Source organism: Gilliamella sp. B3482 (genome assembly GCF_026536805.1).
GTDB lineage: Bacteria > Pseudomonadota > Gammaproteobacteria > Enterobacterales > Orbaceae > Gilliamella > Gilliamella apicola_E.
Genome location: NZ_JAFNNL010000004.1, coordinates 174,433 through 199,419 on the forward strand (window position 1 = coordinate 174,433; position 24,987 = coordinate 199,419).

The window sequence follows — 24,987 nt, forward strand, 5'->3', positions numbered from 1 at the left end:
GAAGCTTAGTTATAGAATAAAAAACGCCAACTTTAGTTGGTGTTTTTTATTGTCATCTCTGGTGCGATGTTATTCTACCTTTTTTACTTCTTTTAGTAATTTTATAGCTAAAAGCATTAAAAATACTGCACCTGCTATTAAAATGATCCAAATTAACCATTCAGATAAATAAGATGATTTGCTTGAATTATCATCGGTTTGAGATAATACATTTTTGTTGCCTAGTTTTATTTTATCACCTAAATGGGCCATAGGCACATCTTGTGCAGATATTGTATCAGACAGTAAAGCTTTTTCACTTAAAGATGCCGGTTTAGCATTAGCCGCCCCCCAAGCGAGAATAAAAGGTCCATTATTAGCACTGTTAAAAATAATACTCATCCGGTATAAATGAGCGGTAACATAGGGTGCTTGATCTAAAGACGCATTAATTGCTTTAATTTTTAATTGTTTAATATTTAAAGTTGAATTATTAATATTGATTGTTTGGCTTTGATTGGCGTCACTTATGCTTCGAAAAATAAAATCATCAAGTTTGTGCCATGTTTTATCATTATCATGGGTTTTATAAAAGATACTTGCAGGTAAGATTGTACGCTCATTTGGCAGTTTAACAGTAAGCTCTTTAATCGGTAGTGATGTAGGTAATTCATAAATTGCCTCTTGTTCATCAGCTGAAATTAAATTTAATTTGATCGGATAAAGTGCTCTTATTGGTGTTGCTTTTCTCGATGTGAATTCTACGCCTCTAATATTCGGCACTATTTGCTTGTCTGATTTTAATTGTAAAATCCAATAGGTAGATTTGAAATTCATACCCGAAGGTAAATCAATAGTATTAACATTTAATGATTGATTATTGTTATTATCCGTCAAAGACATTATTGGAACATTATCAATCGCAGTTTGCCATCTTTTTAAATCGCTACTATAAAGAAGGTTTGCAGTTGCTCTCCAATTTTGTGTTTTATCGAAATCGATAGATAAACGACTAAATGGTTGGCCTAGTTTAATCTCATTAGGAATTTCCAACAAGTATGTTGCCTGATACCCATCTGATTTATTGGTGCTATCAAAATTAATTTTTACATTCTTATTATTAATATTGATATTGTATTGACCAACTAGAGATTGATTTTTTTCATCTTGCCCATCTTCATTATCATTTTCATCCGTTTGAAGATTGTTATTTAACGTATAAACGGTAACTGGAAAAGTTTTATTTTCCTCATTTTCCTGATATACATTGACTAATGCAAATGGGACTGGTTGGCCTTTTTGATTGAAAACTCGAACATCATCTAATGTGCTAGATAATGCTTGAGTATATATATCACGGGTTAGCTCAATTCGGTTATACATACTGCCACTGTCATTAAGTTCTATCATAGCGCCATAGGCATATTGATTTGTTTGATCAGTCGCATGACTTAATCCACTTATTAGCAAAAGCGAGCTTAATAAGATTTTTTTCATAACTTTTTATCCATTAGTTGAAATACTATTCAGCAATTCGTGGTTATTTCTGTTGTAAATAATTTAATTCTGTTCTTCTTGAATTTGCGAAATATTCGCTTAATATTTTAAATTTTTTTTTATATTGATTGTTATTCATTTTCGACCAAGCTTTCATCATTCTGTTTTGGCGGTAAAGGTGCTAAATAACCAATTAATAACATTAACAACGCTACACCAATAAACGCAAAAGCTCTCAATAAACCGTCTATTTCTCGAATATCGACAAAAATCAGCTTAATAACAACAATGATTTGAATTAATTGGCCAGTAAACCATATTTTTCGGAGTGAAGCTCTGTGTCCAATCATAATCAAAATGACGGCGGTTAACATCCAAAGGAGTGATGCAGTCATTTGAACAATATTATTGTGCCATAAGATATATGAACTCCAGGTGATATCAAATGCTTGACTCAGGCAACGTAAAACAATACTGTTAAACCAAAGGAATGTTAATGTCATTAACAAGACTACAATCAAATTAGGTAGTGGTATTTTAAAGTTAGTAAAATTGGTTGTTTTATTTTCAATTTGCAAATAACCCATAGACAGTTTTAACCATACGCAGAGCATGATTAAACTAAAAATTGCACTTTCTTCAAGCGGGTTAATAATTGGGATATAAGGCCAATAGATAATTTGTCCATTCATACCAATACCCATAATCAAATAGTATACCATGTAAGCAACAAGTGGTAGCAAACCGACTAACCAATAACTTTTTATTAATGAAAATGAAGTAATATATTGGCGTTTAATAAGAATATAGAATAGCAAAGTGATTCCACTTGCAATAGTAGCCCAAAGACTCCATTTTATTACCTCATACCCCCAAGGTAATTCATTAAATATATGTAGTATTTCCCGAGCTAGCCAAAGCAATATTAGCCAAAATAAACATATATGTAATAAAATAAATAGATTCTTTATGTCAGTGTTACAATTTATTTGGTTTGTCTGTAATTTATATAGATAAGCATAACCACTGATAAAAGCTATAATCCAAGCTAAACTAAAATAGACATAGTTAGATAAATAGTAACATGAGATAGCTTCACTTCTTAGTAAACATGTTGCTAATACCACCCAAAGTAATATCATTCCATGACAAATAATATTCCAATTAATCTTTTTACCAATGAAGTACCATAACCAAAACGAAACAGTAAAACATAATACAATTAACGATGTTTCTAAACTGATTTGATCTAAGAATAACGGAATACTTAATAAAATCCAAAACATCCAAATAACAACAGACATAGATACGCAAGATAATTTGATTAATTTTGTGATTTCATTTTTTTGTCCATAATAGTGCCATAAACAAGCATTAACAAATAAAGTAATACTAGTAGTTCCTAAAAGTGAAGAGTACAGGATTGGCGTTAATTGATTATGCTCCAAAGATATTAGTGAAGAAATAATACCTAACAACATGATTAATGTACCAAATAAAGCAGTACGGTAGTGTTTTTGTGAGAACATAATCCATGTAATAGCCGTTCCTTCAAACATCCACAATGAAGCTGTCCAATTGGCGCTAAGAGCAAGCGGAATTGATAATGTAATAAATGAAACACCAATAGCCAGCCAATATAACGATATTGTTTTAGCTAATGATTTCCATAAATGGAGAATAATATAGGCACCGACAAGATAGAATAATCCAAAACCAAGCGATGAAAATGCTGGGCCAAATTCCCATTGTTGGGTAATAGCATATTGCAATCCGAATCCGCATAAGGGAGCACCAAACAGTAATAGCAAATCAATAGTATTCTGGTTTTTTTCTTGATTATTGATGCTTCGGATTGATAACAATACCGCTAAAACACCGTAAATTACTAAATTGATAAGAATGAAGACTTGGCATTCAGTATAGAATTCTGGCGTAAAACTTTTTATTCCCCAAACTAGCGATACAACAAAAGTAAATATAAATCCCAATAGATTAAGAATTCTCCAAGATTGCGTAATACTGATTACCAAAATTGCTGTTGAAATCATTAAATAATAACTAAATAACGCAATATGATTACCGGAACCATCGGATAGTAAAATTGGTGTTAGGTAACCACCAACACAGGCAATGATTGCCAAGCTCATTGCTCTTTGCAAGATGGCAAATATAATGCTGGTAGAACAAATCACAACTAAAACGGCAAAGGTGATTAAAGCAGGGACTAAGTCATATAACTTGAAGGCAGCAAAAATAGTCAGATATAAAATTGCAATAGCCCCACCTTGTAAAATAAGCGCGTAAATCTGGCGTTTAAGGCGCAATTTCCAGCCGATAGCCAATAAACCAATACCTAAAATCAGTGAGCCTAAAACTCTAATTTCAGGTTTAAGATAATGATGATGATGTTCAATGCCGTATTTGAATAGATAAGACAGTCCCAAAAATAGAATTATAATAGCAATTTTAGTGATAATATTGACTCTAATTAACCAATTAAACAATGCATAACCAATGCTTGGTTCATTATTACGAGAACGTTTATGGTATGATTCAAAAGGATCGTATTTAGGTTGTGAAATCTCTAGTTGGTTATCAATTTGTTGATATTGTTCTGTGATTGGTTGTGTTTTGACTTCTGGCTGATCATGTTCAACACACAAGGCATTTTCATCGGCTGTTGTTGAATCTGATTGCAGCGTAGTATCAACTAAAACGAGTTCATTTTTCTCATTAAGCACCAAACTTGAGAATGTCTCTTTTTGGTGAAGAAAAGGCTTTAATGGCTGTATTATTTCTGAAGTTAATGGTTCTACATTGTTTTCTGTTATTTCTTCATTAGGTATGTTTTGTGTTGATTGAACCATGTCAGTTTTTTGTTCAATCTCTGTTTGGATAGCTTCGTCCTTAATTTCATGAGGACTATCTGTTACTAATTCTTCAGTTACTTTTGTTGTATTGCTTTCTTCTTCTACATATGTTTTATCTGATTGATAAAGTTGCTGTGTAAGAGATAAAAGATTTTTATGTAATTCTGTTATCTGGGTCTGTAAGACCGTAATTTGTTCCTTCAAATTAGCAAAATTGACAAATACCGCAATAAACAGCGCAATAATGAGGAAATAAAAAATGAATTCCACTCCACTTTCCTTATACTAAAAAATACTTACTACTTCAATATTTTTAAAAGTTGATAATACATATATATTTTTGTGAGTTGCAGTAAATCAATAATTATTCAATAAATCAACTATTTTTTATTTAGCATATCATTGTTGATGACATTAAAGATTAGTCAATAAGCTTTCAAAAACCCCGTTCCTCAACTTTTTTATTAAATCATATAATGATTTTTAAGATAGCCTTTTTAGCTACTTACTTTTATAATGTTGTTCTATTTTTTCCCTTTTTTTGCTTAAAAAGAGTACTTAGCATGAAAATTTTAGCTGGTTCTTCTGCTCTATCGACATTTCGTATTAATAAAATTCTATCCTCATGTCGTGAACGATCTATCCCCATTGTCAATATCGAAGCTCAATATATTCACTTTATCGATCTGATTGATGAACTGACTTCCGAACAGAGTTTAACCTTGGATAAGCTGTTACAATATGGTCCTAAAAGTGCGCAGATAAAGATAGAAAATCCAGCAAATAAAATACTCTTTTTAGTTACCCCACGCGAAGGCACTATCTCACCATGGTCATCTAAAGCCACCGATATAGCACATAATTGTGGACTATCACAAATCCATCGAATAGAGCGTGGAATTGCTTATTATGTACAAGTTAGTTCATCCTTAACGGCAATACAACAAAATACTTTTCTTTCATTAATTCATGACCGAATGATGGAAACGGTATTAAGTAGCTTTGAGCAAGCTCAGCAATTATTTAAGACTGAACAGCCCAAACCAGTAACCATTGTTGATTTATTAGGAAAAGGGCGCAATGCTTTAGAAGAGGCTAATGTAAAATTAGGTTTAGCTTTAGCGCCTGATGAAATTGACTATTTAGTTGAAAGTTTCCAAAAATTAAACCGTAATCCTACAGATATTGAACTTTATATGTTCGGTCAAGCGAATTCTGAACATTGTCGCCATAAGATATTCAATGCTGATTGGGTGATTGATGGTATAAAACAACCAAAATCATTGTTTAAAATGATAAAAAACACCTTTGAAAATACGCCAGATTATGTGTCATCCGCTTATAAAGATAATGCTGCGGTAATGGATGGCTCAAAAGTGGGGCGTTTTTTTGCTGATTATGAAAATCGAACTTACGATTTTCATCAGGAATATGCAGATATTCTCATGAAGGTTGAAACGCATAATCATCCAACTGCGATATCTCCTTGGCCAGGAGCAGCAACTGGTAGTGGTGGTGAGATTCGGGATGAAGGTGCGACTGGAAAAGGCGCTAAACCCAAAGCTGGTTTAGTTGGTTTTTCCGTTTCAAATTTACGAATTCCTAATTTTGAGCAACCGTGGGAACAAGATTTTGGTAAACCGGATCGAATAGTGAGCGCCTTCGATATTATGATGGATGGACCTTTAGGTGGCGCTGCATTTAATAATGAATTTGGTCGTCCAGCATTGTTAGGTTATTTTCGTACTTATGAAGAAAAAGTAAACAGCTTTAATGGCGAAGAGGTCAGAGGTTATCATAAACCAATTATGTTAGCTGGTGGTATGGGAAATATCCGTCGAGAACATATCCAGAAAGGTGAATTTCCTATTGGTTCCAAACTAATTGTTTTAGGCGGACCAGCTATGAATATTGGTTTAGGTGGTGGTGCTGCGTCCTCAATGACTTCTGGGCAATCGGATGCGGATCTCGATTTTGCTTCGGTTCAACGTGATAATCCTGAAATGGAACGTCGTTGCCAAGAGGTCATCGACCGTTGCTGGCAACTTGGCGATAAAAATCCTATTTTATTTATCCATGATGTAGGCGCGGGAGGCTTGTCTAATGCTATGCCTGAACTTGTTAGTGATGGTGGCTGTGGTGGTCAGTTTGAATTGCGCAAAATATTAAGTGATGAGCCGGGAATGTCGCCTTTAGAAATTTGGTGTAATGAATCACAAGAGCGTTATGTATTGGCTATTCATCCGGAAAGCCTTGAGTTATTTGATGAACTTTGTAAACGTGAACGCGCACCCTATGCGGTTATCGGGGAAGCTACAATAAATAAAGCAGTAGTTTTACATGATGAGCATTTTAATAATAATCCGATAGATTTACCTTTAGATGTTTTACTTGGTAAAACCCCTAAAATGTTACGTGATGTAAAGTCAAGCCAAGCCGAAGGTGACCATTTTTCTACATCTGATATCAATTTATATGATGCAGTGAAACGGGTACTGCATTTACCAGTTGTGGCCGAAAAAACCTTTTTAATTACGATTGGTGACCGTTCGGTAACTGGCATGGTTGCTCGTGATCAGATGGTTGGACCTTGGCAAGTACCTGTTGCCGATTGTGCAGTGACAACAGCAAGTTTAGATAGTTATTATGGTGAAGCTATGTCAATGGGTGAACGCGCCCCTGTTGCTTTGCTTAACTATGCTGCATCAGCACGATTAGCTGTTGGTGAAGCAATTACCAACATTGCGGCGACAAACATTGGCGACATTAAGCGAATTAAGCTTTCGGCTAACTGGATGGCAGCCGCAGGTCATCCGGGTGAGGATGCTGGTCTTTATCAAGCAGTTAAAGCTATTGGTGAAGAACTATGCCCAACATTGGGTCTGGCTATTCCAGTCGGTAAAGATTCCATGTCAATGAAAACGACATGGCAACAAAATGGTGAACAAAAAACGGTAACTTCACCTTTATCATTAGTGATTTCGGCATTTGCTCGAGTTGAAGATGTCCGTAAAACAGTTACGCCACAACTTCGCACCGATCAGGATAATCTATTGTTGTTTGTTGATCTCTCTAAAGGTTACCATGCATTAGGTGCAACGGCATTGGCGCAGGTTTATCGCCATCTTGGACAAAGAACTGCTGATGTTCATGACGCTAAAGAATTAGCTGATTTTTATCAAGCTATACAAACGCTAGTCGCTCAAAATAATCTATTGGCTTATCATGATCGCTCAGATGGTGGGTTATTGGTTACTTTGGCTGAAATGGCATTTGCAGGGCATTGCGGTATTGATGTTGATATTCATTCTCTCGGTAGTGATGTGATTGCCTCGTTATTTAATGAGGAGCTAGGGGCAGTTATTCAAATTCGTGGTAGTGATTTAGACGAAGTCATGACATGCTTTAAGCATTTTGGACTGTCCCATGCGATTTATAAATTAGGCTCAGCTAAGGCCGGACAGCAATTTATTGTGCGTAATAACAGTGCTGTGGTATATAGCGAATCTCGATTAACCATGAGAACTTGGTGGGCAGAAACCACTTGGCAAATGCAGCGTTTGCGAGATAATCCAGCATGTGCTGATCAGGAGCATCAAGCCAAACAAAATGATGACGATCCGGGATTAAATGTTCACCTTACTTTTGATTCAGAACAAGATATTGCTGCACCTTATATAGCCAAAGGTGTGAAGCCTAAAATTGCAATTTTACGCGAACAGGGAGTCAACTCGCATGTGGAAATGGCTGCTGCATTTGCTCGAGCTGGATTTGAATCAATTGATGTCCATATGACGGATTTATTATCTGGGCAAGTGACATTGAATCAATTTAATACCATCGTTGCTTGTGGTGGTTTCTCTTACGGAGATGTATTAGGTGCAGGCGAAGGATGGGCTAAATCTATTTTATTTAATGAACAAGTTCGCCATGAGTTTGAGCAATTCTTCCATCGTAATGATACTTTGTCATTAGGTGTATGTAATGGCTGCCAAATGATGTCAAATCTCAAAGATCTAATACCAGGTGCTGAGTTATGGCCTCGTTTTGTACGAAACGTATCGGAACGCTTTGAGGCACGCTTTAGTTTGGTCAAAATCCAATCAAGTCCTTCATTACTCTTTACTGATATGGCTGGTTCGCATATGCCTATTGCGGTTTCTCATGGTGAAGGTCAAGTTGAAACTAGAGATTTAGATCATTTAACTCGTTTAGAGGCTTCGGGTTTAGTGGCAGTCAGGTATATTGACCATTTTGGAAAAGCGACAGAGCAGTACCCTGCAAATCCGAATGGATCACCAAATGGTATTACAGCTGTAACGTCAAGTGATGGTCGATCAACTATAATGATGCCACATCCAGAGCGAGTTTTTAGGACTGTAACCAATTCATGGCATCCTGATAATTGGGGCGAAGATAGTCCTTGGATGCGAATTTTCCGCAATGCACGTAAGCAACTTGGATAAAAAAATCGCCGACTTTTGTCGGCGATTTAGTTTCATAAAAATAATATAAACTTTAATCGGTTACTTTTGCCTATTATTTAGAGGCTCTGCTATGTCATTGTTCATTTTTCGCAATAATTGCTCAGTTGTTTCAAAATTGATGCAAGCATCAGTAACTGATACACCATACTTAAAGTTTTCTTTTGGTTGTTCAGATGATTGATTTCCTTCAAATAAATTACTTTCGATCATTACACCAATAATTGAATTGTTGCCTTGCTTAATTTGCTCAATAATTGAGTCTACAACGATTGGTTGATTACGGTAATCTTTATTTGAGTTGGCGTGACTACAATCTATCATTAAATTAGGCACTAATTTAGCCTTGTTCATTTGAACTTCACATAATGCAACATTTTCGGCATTAAAGTTAGGTGTTTTTCCTCCTCTTAGGATCACGTGACCATGTGGATTACCTAAAGTTTGTAATACCGTAACTTGCCCTTGTTGATTAATACCTACAAATCGATGTGCCATTGAGGCTGATTTCATTGCATTAATCGCCACATCTAAACTACCATCTGTACCATTTTTAAAGCCAACTGGCATGGATAATCCTGACGCCATTTCTCGGTGAGTTTGTGATTCAGTGGTTCTTGCACCAATAGCTGACCAGCTAATTAAATCACCGATGTATTGAGGTGTATTTGGATCTAATGCTTCAGTTGCAATTGGTAACCCGATTTTAGTGATATCAAGAAGTAATTTACGTGCTTTTTTTAAACCATGTTCGATATCGAACGAACTATCCATATGAGGGTCATTGATCATACCTTTCCAACCAACAGTAGTTCTTGGTTTTTCAAAATAAACACGCATAACGATAAATAAGTTATCTTTAACCTCATCAGATAGTTTTTTTAGTTTATGTGCATATTCAATTGCGGCTTCAGTATCGTGAATAGAACAAGGACCACAAACAATAAGTAATCGATGGTCACGACGTTCTAAAATATTAACAATAGTTTGACGAGATGAAGCAATTTGATTTTCTAATTCTGATGATAATGGATAAAGATTCTTAATTTCTTCAGGTGTAATTAACATGTGCTCATCTCTAATTCGAACATTATTTAGTGTGTCTTTTAACATTTTATTTTCCTTGTTAAAATCATGCATATTTTTTATATGTAAAATATTGATTACATAAACACTTAATATGTAAACACAAAATTACAAAATAGTAAATTAAAATTTTACTTATTGTTAGATAAAATATAATATCAAAGTGTAAATTCTTGTTTACACCTTAAGGATCTAATTCAAATAAGTGGAAACAAATGTGTACGAATACTTGAATTAATTACAAGTACTCGTATATCAATGAGGTTAACTAAGATTTAAATAGAAGATATTGCTTTTAATATTAATTGTTTATCAATAACATCAATGACTTCAACAGAACCTATTTTAGTCGGTAAAACTAATCTAATTTGCCCAGATTGAACTTTCTTATCTCGCAGCATGTGAGGAATGTAGGATTCATTTGTCATCTGTTTAGGTCTTTCTACTGGTAATTTGGCCTTAATTAATAACTTTTTAATCCGATCAAAATCTTCATCAGTAAATTTGCCAAGTAACTTAGCTGTTTGAGCTGCCATTAGCATTCCAACACTAACTGCTTCACCATGTAACCAATTCCCATAGCCAAGCTCAGCTTCAATTGCATGACCGTAGGTGTGGCCAAGATTTAATATAGCGCGCATATCTTGTTCTGTTTCATCAGCAGCGACAACCTGAGCTTTCAATTCACAACATCGATAAATACAGTAACTTAATGCATCGACATCTAAATTAAGTAAATCATCTATATGTAATTCTAGCCAATTAAAAAACTCACAATCCATTATAATGCCATATTTAATCACTTCAGCTAGACCTGCTGAAAGTTCTCTTTGTGGTAAAGTTTTTAAACAATTAATATCAATTACGACTGATTGCGGCTGATAAAATGCACCAATCATATTTTTACCTAGAGGGTGATTAATTGCAGTTTTACCACCAACGGAAGAATCTACTTGAGATAATAAAGTAGTAGGAACCTGTATAAATTTTATGCCACGTTGATATGCGGAAGCTGCAAAACCTGCCACATCTCCAATAACGCCACCACCAAGAGCAATAAGTATGCTACTGCGCGTATGATTGTTGGCCAGTAAAGCAGTCAAGATTTTATTCCAAGTTTCCATCGTTTTGTATTGCTCGCCATCAGGAATAATAATGAAATCAGTTTTGACCCCATGATCTTCAAGCATTTTAATTAATTGCTGTAAATAAATTGGAGCAATAGTGTCATTTGTAGCAATGAGGACTCTCTGGCCACTATGTAGTTTGAAATATTCAAATTGACTAAGTAAGTTTTCACCAATAGTGATGGGATAACTGCGATTATCTAACGCTACATTTAGGATCTTTTGCATAATTATTTCCAGATAAGTTCATGCCAATTTAATCTTCAATGTTAACGATAAAAAAGTGGCAGCGCAACTTAGAATCATTTAAACTTATTGGCAATTTTTTTCTGTAATGTTGAATTTATATGACTTTATCTTTCGTGTTAGCACAAAAAAATTGGCGTGTAGGTGATATTGAAGGTAATACTCAGCAAATCATTGAACTGATACAAAACTATTCCTCTAATGATCTAATTATTTTATCTGAGCTTGCAATTTGTGGTTATCCTCCAGAAGATTTAATTTATCGAGATGATTTTAAAATTCGTTGTCAACAAGCTTTATTGACTATCAAGCAAGCTAGTCAACAATGTAGTGTTATTGTTGGTCATCCTCATTGGCAAGATGGAGTGGTTTATAATGCGTTATCATTGTTTTCTGAAGGACAACAAATAGCGTGTTACCATAAACAGCAGTTACCTAATTACGATGTATTTGATGAAAAACGTTATTTTAGTGCTGGTGAGCAGACTTGTGTTATCGATTTCAAAGGTAAAAAAATTGGTTTATTGATCTGTGAAGATCTTTGGCAATGTGAGCCTATTGATCGAATTGGCGCTCAGGGTGCGGATCTGGTTATTTCTATTAATGCTTCACCTTATGCTTATGAAAAACAAAAGCATCGCGAAGAACTTATAAAACACCATGCTTTAAGAACCGGCTTACCGATTATTTATGTGAATCAAATTGGTGGTCAAGATGAGCTTATTTTTGATGGTAGCTCATTTGTATGTGATGATAAAGGCCATATCGTTCATCAGCTCAACTTTTTTGAAGAACAAATTTCTATTTTTCATCTTGGACATAATTATAAACCAGTTGTTGATTCTAAAAGTGATCCATTAGCAAATGTTTATGATGCATTAGTTTTAGCGACTCGCGATTATATTACTAAAAATGGTTTTCAAGGTGCAGTATTAGGATTATCTGGTGGAATTGATTCCGCTTTAACATTGGCAATTGCAGTTGATGCTTTGGGGAAAGATAAAGTACAAGCGGTTATGATGCCGTTCAGATATACGGCAGATATTAGTATTGCTGATGCAAAAGAAGAGGCCGAAATATTGGGTGTTGAATTTGATATTATTTCAATTGAACCGATGTTTGATGCTTTTATGTCTTCTTTAACGCCGATGTTTATGGGGACACAAAAAGATACAACTGAAGAAAATCTACAAGCGCGTTGCCGCGGTGTGATTTTAATGGCGCTTTCAAACAAACGTCGTAGATTAGTCTTAACGACAGGCAATAAAAGTGAAATGTCGGTTGGTTATGCAACACTTTACGGTGATATGGCTGGTGGTTTTGATGTACTTAAAGATGTACCTAAAACCATGGTATTTGCGTTATCTAAATATCGAAATAGTAGATCGCCTGTTATTCCTGAACGAGTCATTACACGCCCACCTTCAGCTGAACTTGCGCCAGATCAAAAAGATGAAGATAGTTTGCCTCCATATGATATTTTAGATGGGATATTAAAAGGTTATGTTGAACACGATTTTTCCGTTGAACAACTGGTTGCGCAAGGTTATGATGAAACAACTGTAAGGCGAGTGATTAAATTAGTTGATATTAACGAATATAAAAGACGTCAATCAGCAGTAGGTCCTAAAATTACAACTCGTAATTTTGGTAAAGGTAGACGATATCCAATTACTTCTGCTTTTGGATTTAAGAATTGGTAATCTCGAATTAAGGGCAAAGAGATATGAAAAAAATTGAAGCAATTATTAAACCTTTTAAACTAGATGATATTCGAGAAGCTCTTGCTGATCAAGGAATTACGGGGATGACCGTTACTGAAGTGAAAGGTTTTGGTCGCCAAAAAGGGCATACTGAGCTTTATCGTGGTGCTGAATATATGGTTGATTTTTTACCAAAAGTAAAAATAGAACTTGTTGTCGCTGACGATATTTTAGAAACATGTATTGAGACTATCATGAAAACTGCTCAAACAGGTAAAATTGGTGATGGAAAAATATTTGTTTATAACGTTGAGCAAGTAATTCGTATACGTACTGGTGAAATGGATGAGTCAGCTATTTAACTTTATTGATTTGAATATCGGGACGTTCTTGCCTAAGTAGATTATTGGTGACAACGCCTTGAATCGAACAAATAAGGAGTTGCATATTATCACCTTTTTCAAGCAGTAATAACTTTTCGGTAGTATTTGGAGCTGGTATTGTTTTTACTCCAACTACTGTCCCTGTGTTTTTATGCCAAACCTGGATATCGTCAGTAATATTTCGAATTCTTGGATTGGCAATATACAGAAGATTATCTTCCATATTTTTCCACTCTAAAAAATCCAAACTTTCACGTATCTCATTCATATCATTATCAATGATGAATCCCCAGAAATAATATTTCCCCATCTTTTTCAAATCCATCGCACTATCATAATAACCGATAAGTTTTAAGTTTTTATATTGAATTGGCGTTTTGAAATAAATGAAGTTGTTGTTCGTGTCTGTGCGATTTTCAACTGGAATATAAGCTTGATTATGATTAAAAATTTCAACATTAGTATGATTTTTTAACTCTTCTCTATGCTCATAGACATGATTAAAAAAGTCAGGGTTACAGGATGTCAATTCTTCAATCAGCGGTATTTTATCTGCTGATACGGCAAATGAACAAAACATAAAAAGTGGGACTATAACGTTTTTGAGCATGTTGATTGAAATTGACAAAAATAGATACCATTTAGTTAATTGTCTTTGATTGTATAATTATTACAACAGAATAACAATGTTAAACCGTTTTTTCTTTTTTTAAGAAATATTAAGATTTGACAAATATTTAACCACTAAAAAGGCCTTCAAATATTTTTAGAGCAAAAAAAATTTAATTAATCAAGTACAAATCAAACAAATATTCATTTATGGAAGACAGATCCCATATTTATTAATTAATGTTAATTAGTTGTTTTAATATTAATCAAATTAATATAGTTTAGCATAAACATATTAGTTAAAGTTATTTGAAAAGGTAAGTGAAAAGGGAATTTATATGCTTAAAACATTAGCAGTGAATATTAAACAGGAGTTTTCTTGCATTGAAGACATTTCATTAAGGTCATTTTTTGGAGGATTTAGTCTTAATAGTGAATCAGTTATGTTTGCTTGGGTCGATCAAAATGATGTTTATTTGAGAGCTCATGATAAATATCGTTCAATGTTTGTTGAACTCGGTATGCAACCACTTGATCTGGTATTTGATGGATCACATAAATTGCTTGATTACTATAAAGCAAGTGATGCGTTACGCCAAGATCGAAAAAAATTGCATGATATAGTGAAAATGGTCATTGAATATGCAAAACAAGATCTAGACGAAAAAGTAGCTAAATACCAAAGTCGTTTAAAATCTTTACCCAACATGACGGTTTCTTTGGAAAAATTGATGGTAAGCTCTGATATTACCGATATAGGAACATTTAAAGAAGTCGGTTATTTGGAAACTTTTTATCGAATAAAAAGTAAAAATCCAAAACTATCAATTAATGTTCTGTTTGGTTTATATGGAGCTCAACATGATCGGCATGTAGGAACATTATCATCCGAATCTAAAGAAGAAATTGAATTAGCTTATCAGAATTTCTTGAATACAAAACAAGATTTGATTTAATCAATTTCTTTTTATAAGGAAAATACCATCATTAAACTTAGTTTTAATGATGGTATTAAATTCGATGCTATTTAGGGTTTAACCAACGATCTCTATTATGATGGTTTTCTACGATTTGGCCTTTTGAATGGTTTAGGTGTTGGTAAATTAGTTAATAACGCCTGAGGATCATATTGACTAACAGGAATAGTATGATCAATGGCTTTTTCAATAGCAGGTAAGTTTTGTGAATAACGTTCACAAGCTAATGAAATTGAATAACCTTCGGCACCGGCTCGTCCTGTACGACCTATTCGATGTCTATAATCATCACAATCATCAGGAAGATCATAGTTAAAAACATGGGTTACATTTGGGATATGTAAACCACGGGCAGCAACATCTGTTGCTACTAAAATATCAAGATCTCCTTGGGTAAATTTATCAAGAATGGATAAACGTTTTTTTTGTGCGATATCACCAGTAAGTAGTCCTACTCTATGGCCGTCTGCAACTAAATGACGCCAGATTTTTTCGCAGGCAACTTTAGTATTAGCAAATACAATGCTACGGTCAGGCCACTCTTCTTCAATAAGCGTTTGTAATAGAGCTAATTTATCCTCGTTTGACGGAAAAAACAGCTCTTCTTTTATTCTGTGACCAATTTTTTGTTCAGGCTCAACTTCAACATATTGTGGTTCGTTCATATATTCAAAAGCTAATTCACGAACATTGTGAGTTAATGTCGCTGAAAATAACATGGTTAGACGATTTTGTGGCGATGTCATATGTCTAAATATCCATCGGATATCACGGATGAAACCTAAATCAAACATACGATCCGCTTCATCTAGAACTGCAACTTGGATTGCACCTAAATTAATATAATCTTGTTTTGCATAATCGATAAGTCTTCCTGTGGTTGCAATTAATACATCAACACCAGCAGAAAGCATCTTTAGTTGCTTATCATAACCATCACCACCATAAGCTAGCCCTAATTTAATACCTGTTTCTTCTGAAAGAGGTTGAGCATCATTGTATATTTGTACAACCAACTCACGTGTTGGAGCAATAATGACTGCTCTTGGTTGATTAGATTTATGATCGGGTAATGGAGCATTATTCAATAAATGATTAAATGTTGATGCCAAAAACGCAATCGTTTTACCCGTTCCAGTTTGTCCTTGCCCTGCAATGTCAATTCCTTTTGTTGTAAAAGGCAATGTTTGTTCTTGAATTGGGGTACAGTAAACGAAACCTTTTTTCTCCAACGCTTTTATGACTAATGGGTGTAAGGGAAATTGATTGAAAGTTGTTTTTGTAAGATATGATTGAATCATTATTGTTTAGAATATAATTATCAGAATTTGGTAATTGTAGCATACTAAATACAACAACTTCACTAATAATTATGTCCTATTAGAATAATTACTAGCGGTAGGTATGAAAATATCCTAATATATTTTTAGACAAATTTTCTAGGAGATAATTAAATGAGTGATAATATTGTTGCACTTTCTGAAGCTACATTTGATAAAGTAATAAACGAATCAAGTAAACCTGTATTGGTTGACTTTTGGGCTGAGTGGTGTGGACCTTGTAAAATGGTTGCCCCGATTTTGGAAGAAATAGCTCCAGAATATGCTGATAAAATTATTATCGCCAAATTAAATGTTGAACAAAACCCGAATATTGCCCCAAAATTTGGGATCAGAGGTATTCCAACTCTATTGATTTTTAAAAATGGTCAAGTTGTTGCCACTCAAGTAGGTGCGTTATCGAAAGCACAACTTAAAGCATTTATTGATCCACAGCTTTAATTAATTGAGAAAATATAAATAATAAGCGTTTTACAACGCTTATTATTTTTTATTCCCAAAAATCGCAATTAAGTATAGACATACCTATAATTTTAGTGTAAATTGCTAATTTCTTACATAAACCCCTTTCAGCAATCCATTGTTTTTCTTGATAAAGTGGTTAAAATTCAATGCCCAAATACATAATTATCATCGAAAAAGCTGATTAATAAATTAATTTTATATATTGCTAGAAAGAAAATTTTTTATAAGTAAATGAAAGAAATATACAAAAATAGCAGTAATTGTAAACATATCAATTTTATCCTCAAGAATTTATAAACTATGAATTTAACTGAATTAAAAAACACTTCCGTTTCCGAGCTTGTAGCGCTTGGTGAGAAAAAAATGGGGCTTGAGAATCTTGCCCGTCTTAGAAAACAAGATATTATTTTTGCAATATTAAAACAACACGCTAAAAGTGGTGAAGATATTTTTGGCGATGGTGTACTTGAAATTTTGCAAGACGGCTTTGGATTTTTGCGTTCTGCAGATAGTTCTTATTTGGCTGGACCTGACGATATATATGTCTCTCCTAGTCAAATTAGACGATTCAATTTAAGAACTGGTGATACCATTGCCGGCAAAATTAGACCGCCGAAAGAAGGTGAGAGATATTTTGCTTTATTAAAAGTAAATGAAGTTAATCACGATAAACCTGAAGACGCTCGCAATAAAATCCTTTTTGAAAATTTAACTCCTTTACATCCTAATTCTCGCTTACGTATGGAGCGAGGTAATGGTTCTACAGAAGATATTACCGCAAGAGTACTTGATTTAGCTTCACCAATTGGTAAAGGTCAACGTGGTTTAATTGTTGCTCCGCCAAAAGCGGGTAAAACAATGTTATTACAAAACATTGCACAAAGCTTAGCGGTAAATCATCCTGAATGTGAATTAGTCGTATTGATGATTGATGAACGACCAGAAGAAGTTACTGAAATGCAACGTTTAGTTAAAGGTGAAGTTGTAGCTTCTACGTTTGACGAACCAGCAGCAAGACATGTTCAAGTCGCTGAAATGGTAATTGAGCGCGCAAAACGTTTAGTTGAACATAAAAAAGATGTCATTATTTTATTAGACTCAATCACTCGTTTAGCTCGTGCGTACAATACCGTTATTCCATCATCAGGTAAAGTATTGACTGGTGGTGTTGATGCTAACGCGTTACATCGTCCTAAACGTTTTTTTGGTGCTGCACGTAATGTAGAAGAGGGCGGTAGTTTAACAATTATTGCTACTGCTTTAATTGATACTGGTTCTAAAATGGATGAAGTCATTTACGAAGAGTTCAAAGGTACGGGTAATATGGAAGTACACTTATCACGTAAAATTGCTGAGCGACGTGTATTCCCTGCTATTGACTTTAATCGTTCAGGTACGCGTAAAGAAGATCTAATGACTTCACCTGATGAACTACAAAAAATGTGGATTTTGCGTAAAATCCTCAACCCAATGGGTGAAATTGATGCAATGGAATTCTTAATTGATAAACTTGCCATGACAAAAACTAATGATGAGTTTTTTGAAATGATGAAGCGTTCATAATTCGCTTAATTCCAAAGCATTTTAATTAAAATAATGAAAAAAAGCCGTATTATGTATTGATACGGTTTTTTTATGGCAATATATAACTTATATTGTTAATAAGCGTTAAGGTAACAGTACCAAACCTTGTTAAGGTTATAGAGATTAAATAAAGGAGCCAAATTATGTCTAAACAGCAAATCGGTGTTATTGGAATGGCCGTTATGGGGCGAAACCTTGCACTTAATATCGAAAGTCGAGGATTTTCAGTATCAATTTACAATCGTTCTAAAGATAAGACAGAACAAGTAATGGCTGAACATTCTGATAAACGATTGGTTCCTTATTATAGTATTGAAGATTTTGTTAACTCATTAGAAAAACCACGGCGTATATTAATTATGGTGCAAGCAGGTAAAGGAACAGATGCCGTAATTGATGAGCTGAGACCGTTATTAGATAAAGGGGATATCATTATTGATGGTGGTAATGCTTTCTTTGAAGATACTATTCGTCGTAATAAAATGTTATCCGATGAAGGCTTTAATTTTATAGGAGCCGGTGTTTCTGGAGGTGAAGAAGGTGCATTAAAAGGACCTTCAATTATGCCTGGTGGTCAAAAAGAGGCATATGAGTTAGTTGCTCCGATTTTAGAAAAAATAGCGGCTAAAGCGAATGGTGAACCATGTGTGGCTTATATCGGCCCTGATGGAGCAGGACATTACGTTAAAATGGCGCACAATGGAATTGAATATGGTGACATGCAATTAATTGCAGAGAGCTATAGTGTACTAAAACATGTTGTTGGTTTAACAAATGATGAGCTTGCCGATGTGTTTGCTGATTGGAATAAAGGCGAGTTAGACAGCTATTTAACTGAGATAACAGCGGACATTTTTAAATATAAAGATGAAAATGGCGATTATTTGGTCGATATGATCCTTGATGCTGCTGGTAATAAGGGTACCGGAAAATGGACAAGCCAAAGTGCATTAGATTTAGGTGAGCCTTTATCTTTGATAACTGAATCTGTATTCGCTCGCTATATTTCAGCGATTAAAGATCAGCGAGTAGCGGCATCAAAAGTGCTTGAAGGGCCGGAAAAAGTAGCTTTTACAGGAGATAAACAAACTTTAATTGAAAAAGTACGTAAAGCACTTTATATGGGTAAAATTATCTCTTATGCACAAGGATTTGCACAGTTAAAAGCTGCATCAGAACATTATAATTGGCAATTAAATTATGGTGAAATTGCAAAGATTTTTAGAGCAGGATGTATTATTAGAGCGCATTTTTTACAAAAAATTACTGATGCTTATACTGAAAATAACAATATTGATAACTTACTGTTAGCACCATATTTTCGTAAAACGGTTGAGGCTTATCAACAATCATTACGTGATGTTATTTGTCTAGCGGTTTCGCAAGGTATTCCTATTCCTACTTTGTCGGCAGCAATAGCATATTATGATAGCTATCGTTCAGCTGTGCTACCTGCTAATTTAATTCAGGCTCAGAGAGACTATTTTGGTGCTCATACCTATAAACGTATCGATAAAGAAGGTGTGTTCCATACTGATTGGTTAAATATTGAATCTTAATTCTGATTAAGATTTGTTGTTGTATTCTATGTATGAGTGCAAAATCAGTTGCACTCATACAAAATTTATCCATCTTTTATATCCAATCTACCCAAATTTTTCTCAAATTAATCATCGAAAGACTTGCAATTATTAGCGTTGGCCTTGTCAAGCAAATTTATTTTTTAAATAAACTAGAAAAACACAATATATGGTGTATAATTTACCAATATTTACTACATATAGTGTTTTTTAAAGCGATGTGAAAATCCGAGTTTATATCAAAAGGCCCATATTTTAATAAAAAATCAATAGTTTTGAATAGCCACAACAACTATTAAGGTTGATATAAAACTCATGCCAAGCGCTAACTATTAATGAATATTGAGGAGTATATATGCCCGTAGTAATCAAACGTGATGGCTGTCAAACTGCATTTAATGAGGTTCGTATTAAAGACGCTATTATAAGAGCAGCTGTTGCGGCCAATGTTAATGACCCAGACTATTGTGCCTCCGTTGCTCGCGTTGTGACCAATCAAATGATGGATCGTGAAAGTGTTGATATCAATGAAATTCAAAATGTCGTTGAAAATCAACTTATGTCAGGGCCTTATAAAAAATTGGCAAGAACTTATATTGAATACCGACATGATCGTGATCGCGCGCGTGAAGAACGTAGCCGTTTGAATCAAGATATTCGTGGCTTAATAGAACAAAGTAACGTTGCTATTTTGAACGAAAATGCGAATAAAGATAGTAAAGTTATTCCAACTCAACGAGATCTATTAGCGGGTATTGTTGCAAGACATTATGCTAAACAATATTTGTTACCTAAAGATATTTCTCGTGCACATGATTGTGGTGAAATTCATTATCATGATCTCGATTACGCGCCATTTTTCCCAATGTTCAACTGTATGTTAATTGATTTAGACGGGATGTTAACAAATGGTTTTAAGATGGGTAATGCTGAAATTGAGCCACCAAAATCTATTGCAACTGCAACTGCGGTAACAGCACAAATCATCGCACAAGTCGCTAGTCATATTTATGGTGGTACAACCATTAATCGAATTGATGAAATTCTAGCAAAATTTGTGACTATCAGTTATCAAAAGCATAAAAAAGTTGCAGAAGAGTGGGATATTCCAAATCCTGAAGCGTATGCAGAAAGCCGTACGCAAAAAGAGTGTTATGATGCATTTCAATCTTTAGAGTATGAAGTTAATACACTTCATACTGCAAATGGACAAACGCCTTTTGTTACTTTTGGTTTTGGTTTAGGAACCAGTTGGGAATCACGACTTATCCAAGAATCAATTTTAAAAGTGCGCATAAAAGGGTTAGGAAAAAATCATAAAACTGCAGTATTCCCAAAACTTGTTTTTGCTATTAAAGATGGTATTAACCATAAACAAGGTGATGCTAATTATGATATTAAACAATTGGCGTTAGAGTGTGCCAGTAAACGTATGTATCCAGATATTTTAAATTACGATAAAGTTGTTGAAGTAACTGGATCATTCAAAACACCAATGGGATGCCGAAGCTTTTTAGGTGTTTATGAAGAAGACGGACAACAAATTCATGACGGACGTAACAATTTAGGTGTAATTAGCCTTAATTTACCTCGTATTGCAATTGAAGCAAAAGGTGATGAAGCAAGTTTTTGGGAAATTTTAGATAAACGTTTAAACCTTTGTAAAAAAGCATTGATGACGCGTATTGCTCGCCTTGATGGAGTAAAAGCACGTGTTGCTCCGATTTTATATATGGAAGGGGCGTGTGGCGTTCGATTGAAAGAAGATGATAGTGTTTCTGAAATCTTTAAAAATGGTCGTGCGTCAATTTCATTAGGTTATATAGGTCTACATGAAACACTAAATGCACTATACGGAAACCAAACCCATCCATTTGACAGTGAAACTTTACGCAAAAAAGGTATAGCAATAGTTGAACACTTAGCTAAAGCTGTTGACCAATGGAAGAAAGAAACAGGCTATGGATTTAGCTTATATAGTACACCAAGTGAAAATTTATGTGACCGATTCTGCCGTTTAGATACAGCTGAATTTGGTATTATTCCTGGAGTAACAGATAAAGGTTATTATACGAATAGTTTCCACCTCGATGTTGAGAAAAAGGTTAACCCATATGAAAAAATTGAGTTTGAAAAACCTTATCCAGCAGTAGCAAGTGGCGGATTTATTTGTTATGGCGAGTATCCTAACATGATTAATAATGTTAAAGCATTAGAGGATGTCTGGGATTACAGCTACACTCGTGTACCTTATTATGGCACTAATACCCCGATTGACGAATGTTATGAATGCGGTTATACCGGTGAGTTTTCATGTACTAGCAAAGGATTTGTTTGCCCTAGTTGTGGTAACCATGATTCGTCAAAAGTTTCTGTGACTCGCCGTGTTTGTGGTTATTTAGGAAGTCCTGATGCTCGTCCATTTAATGCCGGTAAGCAAGAAGAAGTAAAACGTCGAGTTAAACATTTGGATAATGGCCAAATAGGCTAAAAAATTAATTTTGTTATTATGAATTATCATCGTTATTATCCTGTTGATGTTGTTAATGGCGAAGGGACTCGTTGTACACTTTTTGTAGCAGGTTGTGTACATCAATGTCCTGGCTGCTATAACAAAAGCACATGGGGAATAAACTCTGGTAAGCCATTTACACAATCACTTGAAGATCAAATCATTAAAGATTTACAAGATACCGAAATAAAACGCCAAGGATTATCACTTTCTGGTGGTGATCCTTTACACCCTAAAAATGTGCCAACCATTTTGAAATTAGTTAAACGAGTAAAAGCCGAATGTGATAATAAGGATATTTGGTTATGGACAGGTTATAAACTTAATGAATTAACCGATGAACAGCAATCTGTAGTGCCTTATATTGATGTCTTGATTGATGGAAAATTTGTACAAGATCTCGCTGATCCTAAACTATTATGGCGAGGTAGCAGTAATCAAATTATCCATCGATTCAAATAAATTTATTGTAATTTATGCAGATTTAACAGATAAGAAATCGCTTCACGATAGTTGATTTCGAGATTTTCACTACTTGATGATGTAATATGCAAATCTGTAATTTTTCCATTATCGATTCCATAAACCCAACCATGTAAATTAACCTTTTGACCACGTTGCCATGCTGCTTGAATAATGGTCGAATGCCCTAAATTATAGATTTGTTCAATTACATTGAGTTCACATAAAATATCCATTCTAATATCAGCAGGAAACTTACCAAGTAAAGAACTGTTGCGAAACCATAAATCACGGATATGAAGTAGCCAATTATTAACTAGGCCCAAATCGGGATTTTCAACTGCGGCACGGATACCACCACAATCTAAATGACCACAAACAATAATATCTTCGATTTTAAGTACATCAACTGCGTATTGGACAACTGAAAGGCAATTTAGATCCGTATGAATCACTTGGTTGCCAACGTTTCGATGAACAAACATTTCACCCGGTTTTAGTTTGATAAGCTTTTCTGCTGGAACGCGACTATCGGAACAACCGATCCACAAAAATTTAGGATTTTGCGCAACCGCGAGCTGTTTAAAGAATTCAGGATCTTCCTGTGCTATCTTTTCTGACCATTCATGATTAAAGCGAATTAGATCGTTGACATCAAACATAATGTCTTTTCCTTGTTATATTTCATTATTTCATTTTTTATAAATTAAATTGTTTTGATATGTTGAATTTTACTTTTCATAATTAATTTACGCCACAATGGTGTAGTCAGTATTTTAGCCTTGATAATTTTGCTATAAAGCTTTAAGCGTAATGGAATTGTTTTTTGATAATAACGCTTATTTGGTTTTGCTATACCACTATTTAATATCTTGCTTAAAATCTCTGCGCTATCAAGCGCATAACTAATACCTTCTAATGAGCTTGCGCTTATGAAACCTGCTGCTTCACCGATTAAAAAGATATTTTCATTGCCTGTATAAAAATCTTGGAAGCGATTTGGATAAACCACAAGACATTTTTCAGTTTTTAACGGTTCTCCAAAAATAAACCCTTGCTTTGTTAGCTTTTCTTTCAACGATTCAAAGTGTTGATTCGCTGTTTTTTTCGGGAAAGCACCACCAAAAATGAAATATCCATCTTTAGAAATACTCCACGCATAACAATTTGTTGATTGATTATCAAAAATACATGTATTAAAAGGGCGTTGATGTTTTTCAGTAAACCATTGTTGAATAGCAACATATTGTCTGATGGAATGATGAGGATAACGCATTCGTCTAACAATCGAGTTAGCGCCATCTGCACCAACTACATATTTAGCCGTAATTTTGTGTTCGATTTTATTTTCATCGATGTAAGTAACTTGATATCCATCGATTACTCTTCTGATTTCTTTACATAGTGTGTTATGTAAAACATTGACAGTGTTGGGAATTAATGATTTTAACCATAGGTCAAATTTATGTCGGTCAAAACTAACATAACTACGTTGATAATTACGAATAAGTTTGGATTGAAGATCGATCGTTTTAACGCTAAAAATTTGTGGATCAGTCAATATATCAGTAGGTAAATTTAACTTTTGTCGCACAAATGCTTTTTGAGCGTCATCTGCTAATAATCCACCACAAGGTTTATGAAAACCCTCATTACCAGCTTGATGCTTTTTATCTAATGCAATAATTTTAAAAGATGGGTTAAGTAGACGTGCGAGGGTACTACCTGCAGGTCCAAGTCCAATGATAGCAATATCGTAATCCATATTATTGTATTGTTTGATTTATAAGATTGAATATTATCTATTTTACCATACTTCGATAAAATTGTAGTGAATAGGAAAATAAGGAAATTAATCAATTTTAGTAAAAAAAGTTGAGGAACGGGGTTTTTGAAACCTATTTATACTTCTTACTAGTTGATTTAAAAACAAAATTAAGAATTTTTTATTTAATATTTATCTGATTTTGTATGGGATAACAAATTATTTATTGATAATAAATAATTGAAATTATTTTGTTATGGATTGGTGATGACAAATATAGTCACCATATTTTGATAAAATTCATTTATCTATTAG

The 24,987-nt window shown here is 34.2% G+C and carries 17 protein-coding genes; 9 read left to right on the plus strand and 8 right to left on the minus strand.

The window, feature by feature from the left end:
• Positions 1–69: 69 nt before the first annotated feature.
• Together J3U18_RS08620 and J3U18_RS08625 are read right to left on the minus strand one after the other, a co-directional pair.
• A complete protein-coding gene (locus J3U18_RS08620; RefSeq protein ID WP_267353655.1) occupies positions 70–1,476 on the minus strand; it encodes a DUF3999 family protein in 1,407 nt (468 codons plus the stop codon).
• 131 nt (positions 1,477–1,607) lie between these two features.
• Positions 1,608–4,619 carry a DUF2339 domain-containing protein gene (locus J3U18_RS08625; protein WP_267353656.1) on the minus strand — a complete coding sequence of 1,004 codons (3,012 nt, stop codon included), beginning with the start codon at positions 4,617–4,619 and terminating at the stop codon, positions 1,608–1,610.
• Between the two features lie 293 nt (positions 4,620–4,912).
• Here J3U18_RS08625 and purL point away from each other — a divergent pair, with 293 nt between their 5' ends.
• Positions 4,913–8,815, plus strand: coding sequence for a phosphoribosylformylglycinamidine synthase (gene purL, locus J3U18_RS08630; RefSeq protein ID WP_267353658.1), 3,903 nt, complete (start codon positions 4,913–4,915; stop codon positions 8,813–8,815).
• Between the two features lie 60 nt (positions 8,816–8,875).
• On the opposite strand, the gene J3U18_RS08635 is transcribed toward purL, so the two are convergent.
• The gene (locus J3U18_RS08635; RefSeq protein WP_267353660.1) at positions 8,876–9,946 is read right to left on the minus strand and encodes a 3-deoxy-7-phosphoheptulonate synthase; all 1,071 of its coding nucleotides are present in this window, start codon (positions 9,944–9,946) and stop codon (positions 8,876–8,878) included.
• A gap of 248 nt (positions 9,947–10,194) precedes the next feature.
• On the minus strand, positions 10,195–11,274 hold the full coding sequence (aroB, locus tag J3U18_RS08640) for a 3-dehydroquinate synthase (RefSeq protein WP_267353661.1): 1,080 nt from the start codon (positions 11,272–11,274) through the stop codon (positions 10,195–10,197).
• Between the two features lie 113 nt (positions 11,275–11,387).
• Here aroB and J3U18_RS08645 point away from each other — a divergent pair, with 113 nt between their 5' ends.
• Entirely contained in the window at positions 11,388–12,995 is a 1,608-nt protein-coding gene (locus J3U18_RS08645; RefSeq protein ID WP_416380398.1) for an NAD+ synthase, read from the plus strand.
• 23 nt (positions 12,996–13,018) lie between these two features.
• Positions 13,019–13,357 (plus strand): nitrogen regulatory protein P-II, encoded by a 339-nt coding sequence (glnB, locus tag J3U18_RS08650; protein WP_034883030.1) that lies wholly within the window; start codon positions 13,019–13,021, stop codon positions 13,355–13,357.
• Here glnB and J3U18_RS08655 read toward each other — a convergent pair.
• Positions 13,350–14,006 carry a hypothetical protein gene (locus tag J3U18_RS08655; RefSeq protein ID WP_267353665.1) on the minus strand — a complete coding sequence of 219 codons (657 nt, stop codon included), beginning with the start codon at positions 14,004–14,006 and terminating at the stop codon, positions 13,350–13,352. The genes glnB and J3U18_RS08655 overlap by 8 nt on opposite strands.
• Positions 14,007–14,325: 319 nt before the next feature.
• Between J3U18_RS08655 and J3U18_RS08660 the strand changes: the two genes are divergently transcribed.
• Complete coding sequence (locus J3U18_RS08660) at positions 14,326–14,943, plus strand: TfoX/Sxy family protein (RefSeq protein WP_065562868.1); 618 nt, start codon at positions 14,326–14,328, stop codon at positions 14,941–14,943.
• Between the two features lie 95 nt (positions 14,944–15,038).
• Here the strand turns inward: J3U18_RS08660 and rhlB are convergent, their stop codons facing one another.
• Entirely contained in the window at positions 15,039–16,265 is a 1,227-nt protein-coding gene (gene rhlB / locus J3U18_RS08665; RefSeq protein WP_267353667.1) for an ATP-dependent RNA helicase RhlB, read from the minus strand.
• Between the two features lie 153 nt (positions 16,266–16,418).
• Here rhlB and trxA point away from each other — a divergent pair, with 153 nt between their 5' ends.
• The 5 genes from trxA to nrdG all read left to right on the plus strand — a co-directional run bounded on the left by trxA (position 16,419) and on the right by nrdG (position 22,907).
• Positions 16,419–16,745, plus strand: a complete 327-nt coding sequence (gene trxA / locus J3U18_RS08670) for a thioredoxin TrxA (RefSeq protein ID WP_267353668.1) — start codon at positions 16,419–16,421, stop codon at positions 16,743–16,745.
• A 324-nt stretch (positions 16,746–17,069) separates the two neighbouring features.
• Positions 17,070–18,332 carry a transcription termination factor Rho gene (gene rho / locus J3U18_RS08675; RefSeq protein ID WP_034883026.1) on the plus strand — a complete coding sequence of 421 codons (1,263 nt, stop codon included), beginning with the start codon at positions 17,070–17,072 and terminating at the stop codon, positions 18,330–18,332.
• Positions 18,333–18,496: 164 nt separating this feature from the next.
• Positions 18,497–19,912: an NADP-dependent phosphogluconate dehydrogenase gene (gene gndA, locus J3U18_RS08680; protein WP_267353670.1), complete on the plus strand. Its 1,416-nt coding sequence runs from the start codon at positions 18,497–18,499 to the stop codon at positions 19,910–19,912.
• A 376-nt stretch (positions 19,913–20,288) separates the two neighbouring features.
• On the plus strand, positions 20,289–22,424 hold the full coding sequence (gene nrdD / locus J3U18_RS08685) for an anaerobic ribonucleoside-triphosphate reductase (RefSeq protein ID WP_267353671.1): 2,136 nt from the start codon (positions 20,289–20,291) through the stop codon (positions 22,422–22,424).
• 18 nt (positions 22,425–22,442) lie between these two features.
• Complete coding sequence (nrdG, locus tag J3U18_RS08690) at positions 22,443–22,907, plus strand: anaerobic ribonucleoside-triphosphate reductase-activating protein (RefSeq protein WP_065562863.1); 465 nt, start codon at positions 22,443–22,445, stop codon at positions 22,905–22,907.
• Positions 22,908–22,909: 2 nt separating this feature from the next.
• Here nrdG and can read toward each other — a convergent pair whose 3' ends face one another.
• Positions 22,910–23,569 carry a carbonate dehydratase gene (gene can / locus J3U18_RS08695; RefSeq protein ID WP_065562862.1) on the minus strand — a complete coding sequence of 220 codons (660 nt, stop codon included), beginning with the start codon at positions 23,567–23,569 and terminating at the stop codon, positions 22,910–22,912.
• A 44-nt stretch (positions 23,570–23,613) separates the two neighbouring features.
• Positions 23,614–24,672, minus strand: a complete 1,059-nt coding sequence (locus J3U18_RS08700; RefSeq protein WP_267339080.1) for an FAD-binding protein — start codon at positions 24,670–24,672, stop codon at positions 23,614–23,616.
• Positions 24,673–24,987 lie beyond the last annotated feature (315 nt).

Coding starts and splice junctions, on each gene's coding strand:
- can (WP_065562862.1), bottom strand. CDS start 23,569: ATGTTTGATGTCAACGATCTAATTCGCTTTAATCATGAATGGTCAGAA.
- trxA (WP_267353668.1), top strand. CDS start 16,419: ATGAGTGATAATATTGTTGCACTTTCTGAAGCTACATTTGATAAAGTA.
- J3U18_RS08700 (WP_267339080.1), bottom strand. CDS start 24,672: ATGGATTACGATATTGCTATCATTGGACTTGGACCTGCAGGTAGTACC.
- aroB (WP_267353661.1), bottom strand. CDS start 11,274: ATGCAAAAGATCCTAAATGTAGCGTTAGATAATCGCAGTTATCCCATC.
- nrdG (WP_065562863.1), top strand. CDS start 22,443: ATGAATTATCATCGTTATTATCCTGTTGATGTTGTTAATGGCGAAGGG.
- rho (WP_034883026.1), top strand. CDS start 17,070: ATGAATTTAACTGAATTAAAAAACACTTCCGTTTCCGAGCTTGTAGCG.
- J3U18_RS08635 (WP_267353660.1), bottom strand. CDS start 9,946: ATGTTAAAAGACACACTAAATAATGTTCGAATTAGAGATGAGCACATG.
- gndA (WP_267353670.1), top strand. CDS start 18,497: ATGTCTAAACAGCAAATCGGTGTTATTGGAATGGCCGTTATGGGGCGA.
- purL (WP_267353658.1), top strand. CDS start 4,913: ATGAAAATTTTAGCTGGTTCTTCTGCTCTATCGACATTTCGTATTAAT.
- J3U18_RS08660 (WP_065562868.1), top strand. CDS start 14,326: ATGCTTAAAACATTAGCAGTGAATATTAAACAGGAGTTTTCTTGCATT.
- nrdD (WP_267353671.1), top strand. CDS start 20,289: ATGCCCGTAGTAATCAAACGTGATGGCTGTCAAACTGCATTTAATGAG.
- rhlB (WP_267353667.1), bottom strand. CDS start 16,265: ATGATTCAATCATATCTTACAAAAACAACTTTCAATCAATTTCCCTTA.
- J3U18_RS08620 (WP_267353655.1), bottom strand. CDS start 1,476: ATGAAAAAAATCTTATTAAGCTCGCTTTTGCTAATAAGTGGATTAAGT.
- glnB (WP_034883030.1), top strand. CDS start 13,019: ATGAAAAAAATTGAAGCAATTATTAAACCTTTTAAACTAGATGATATT.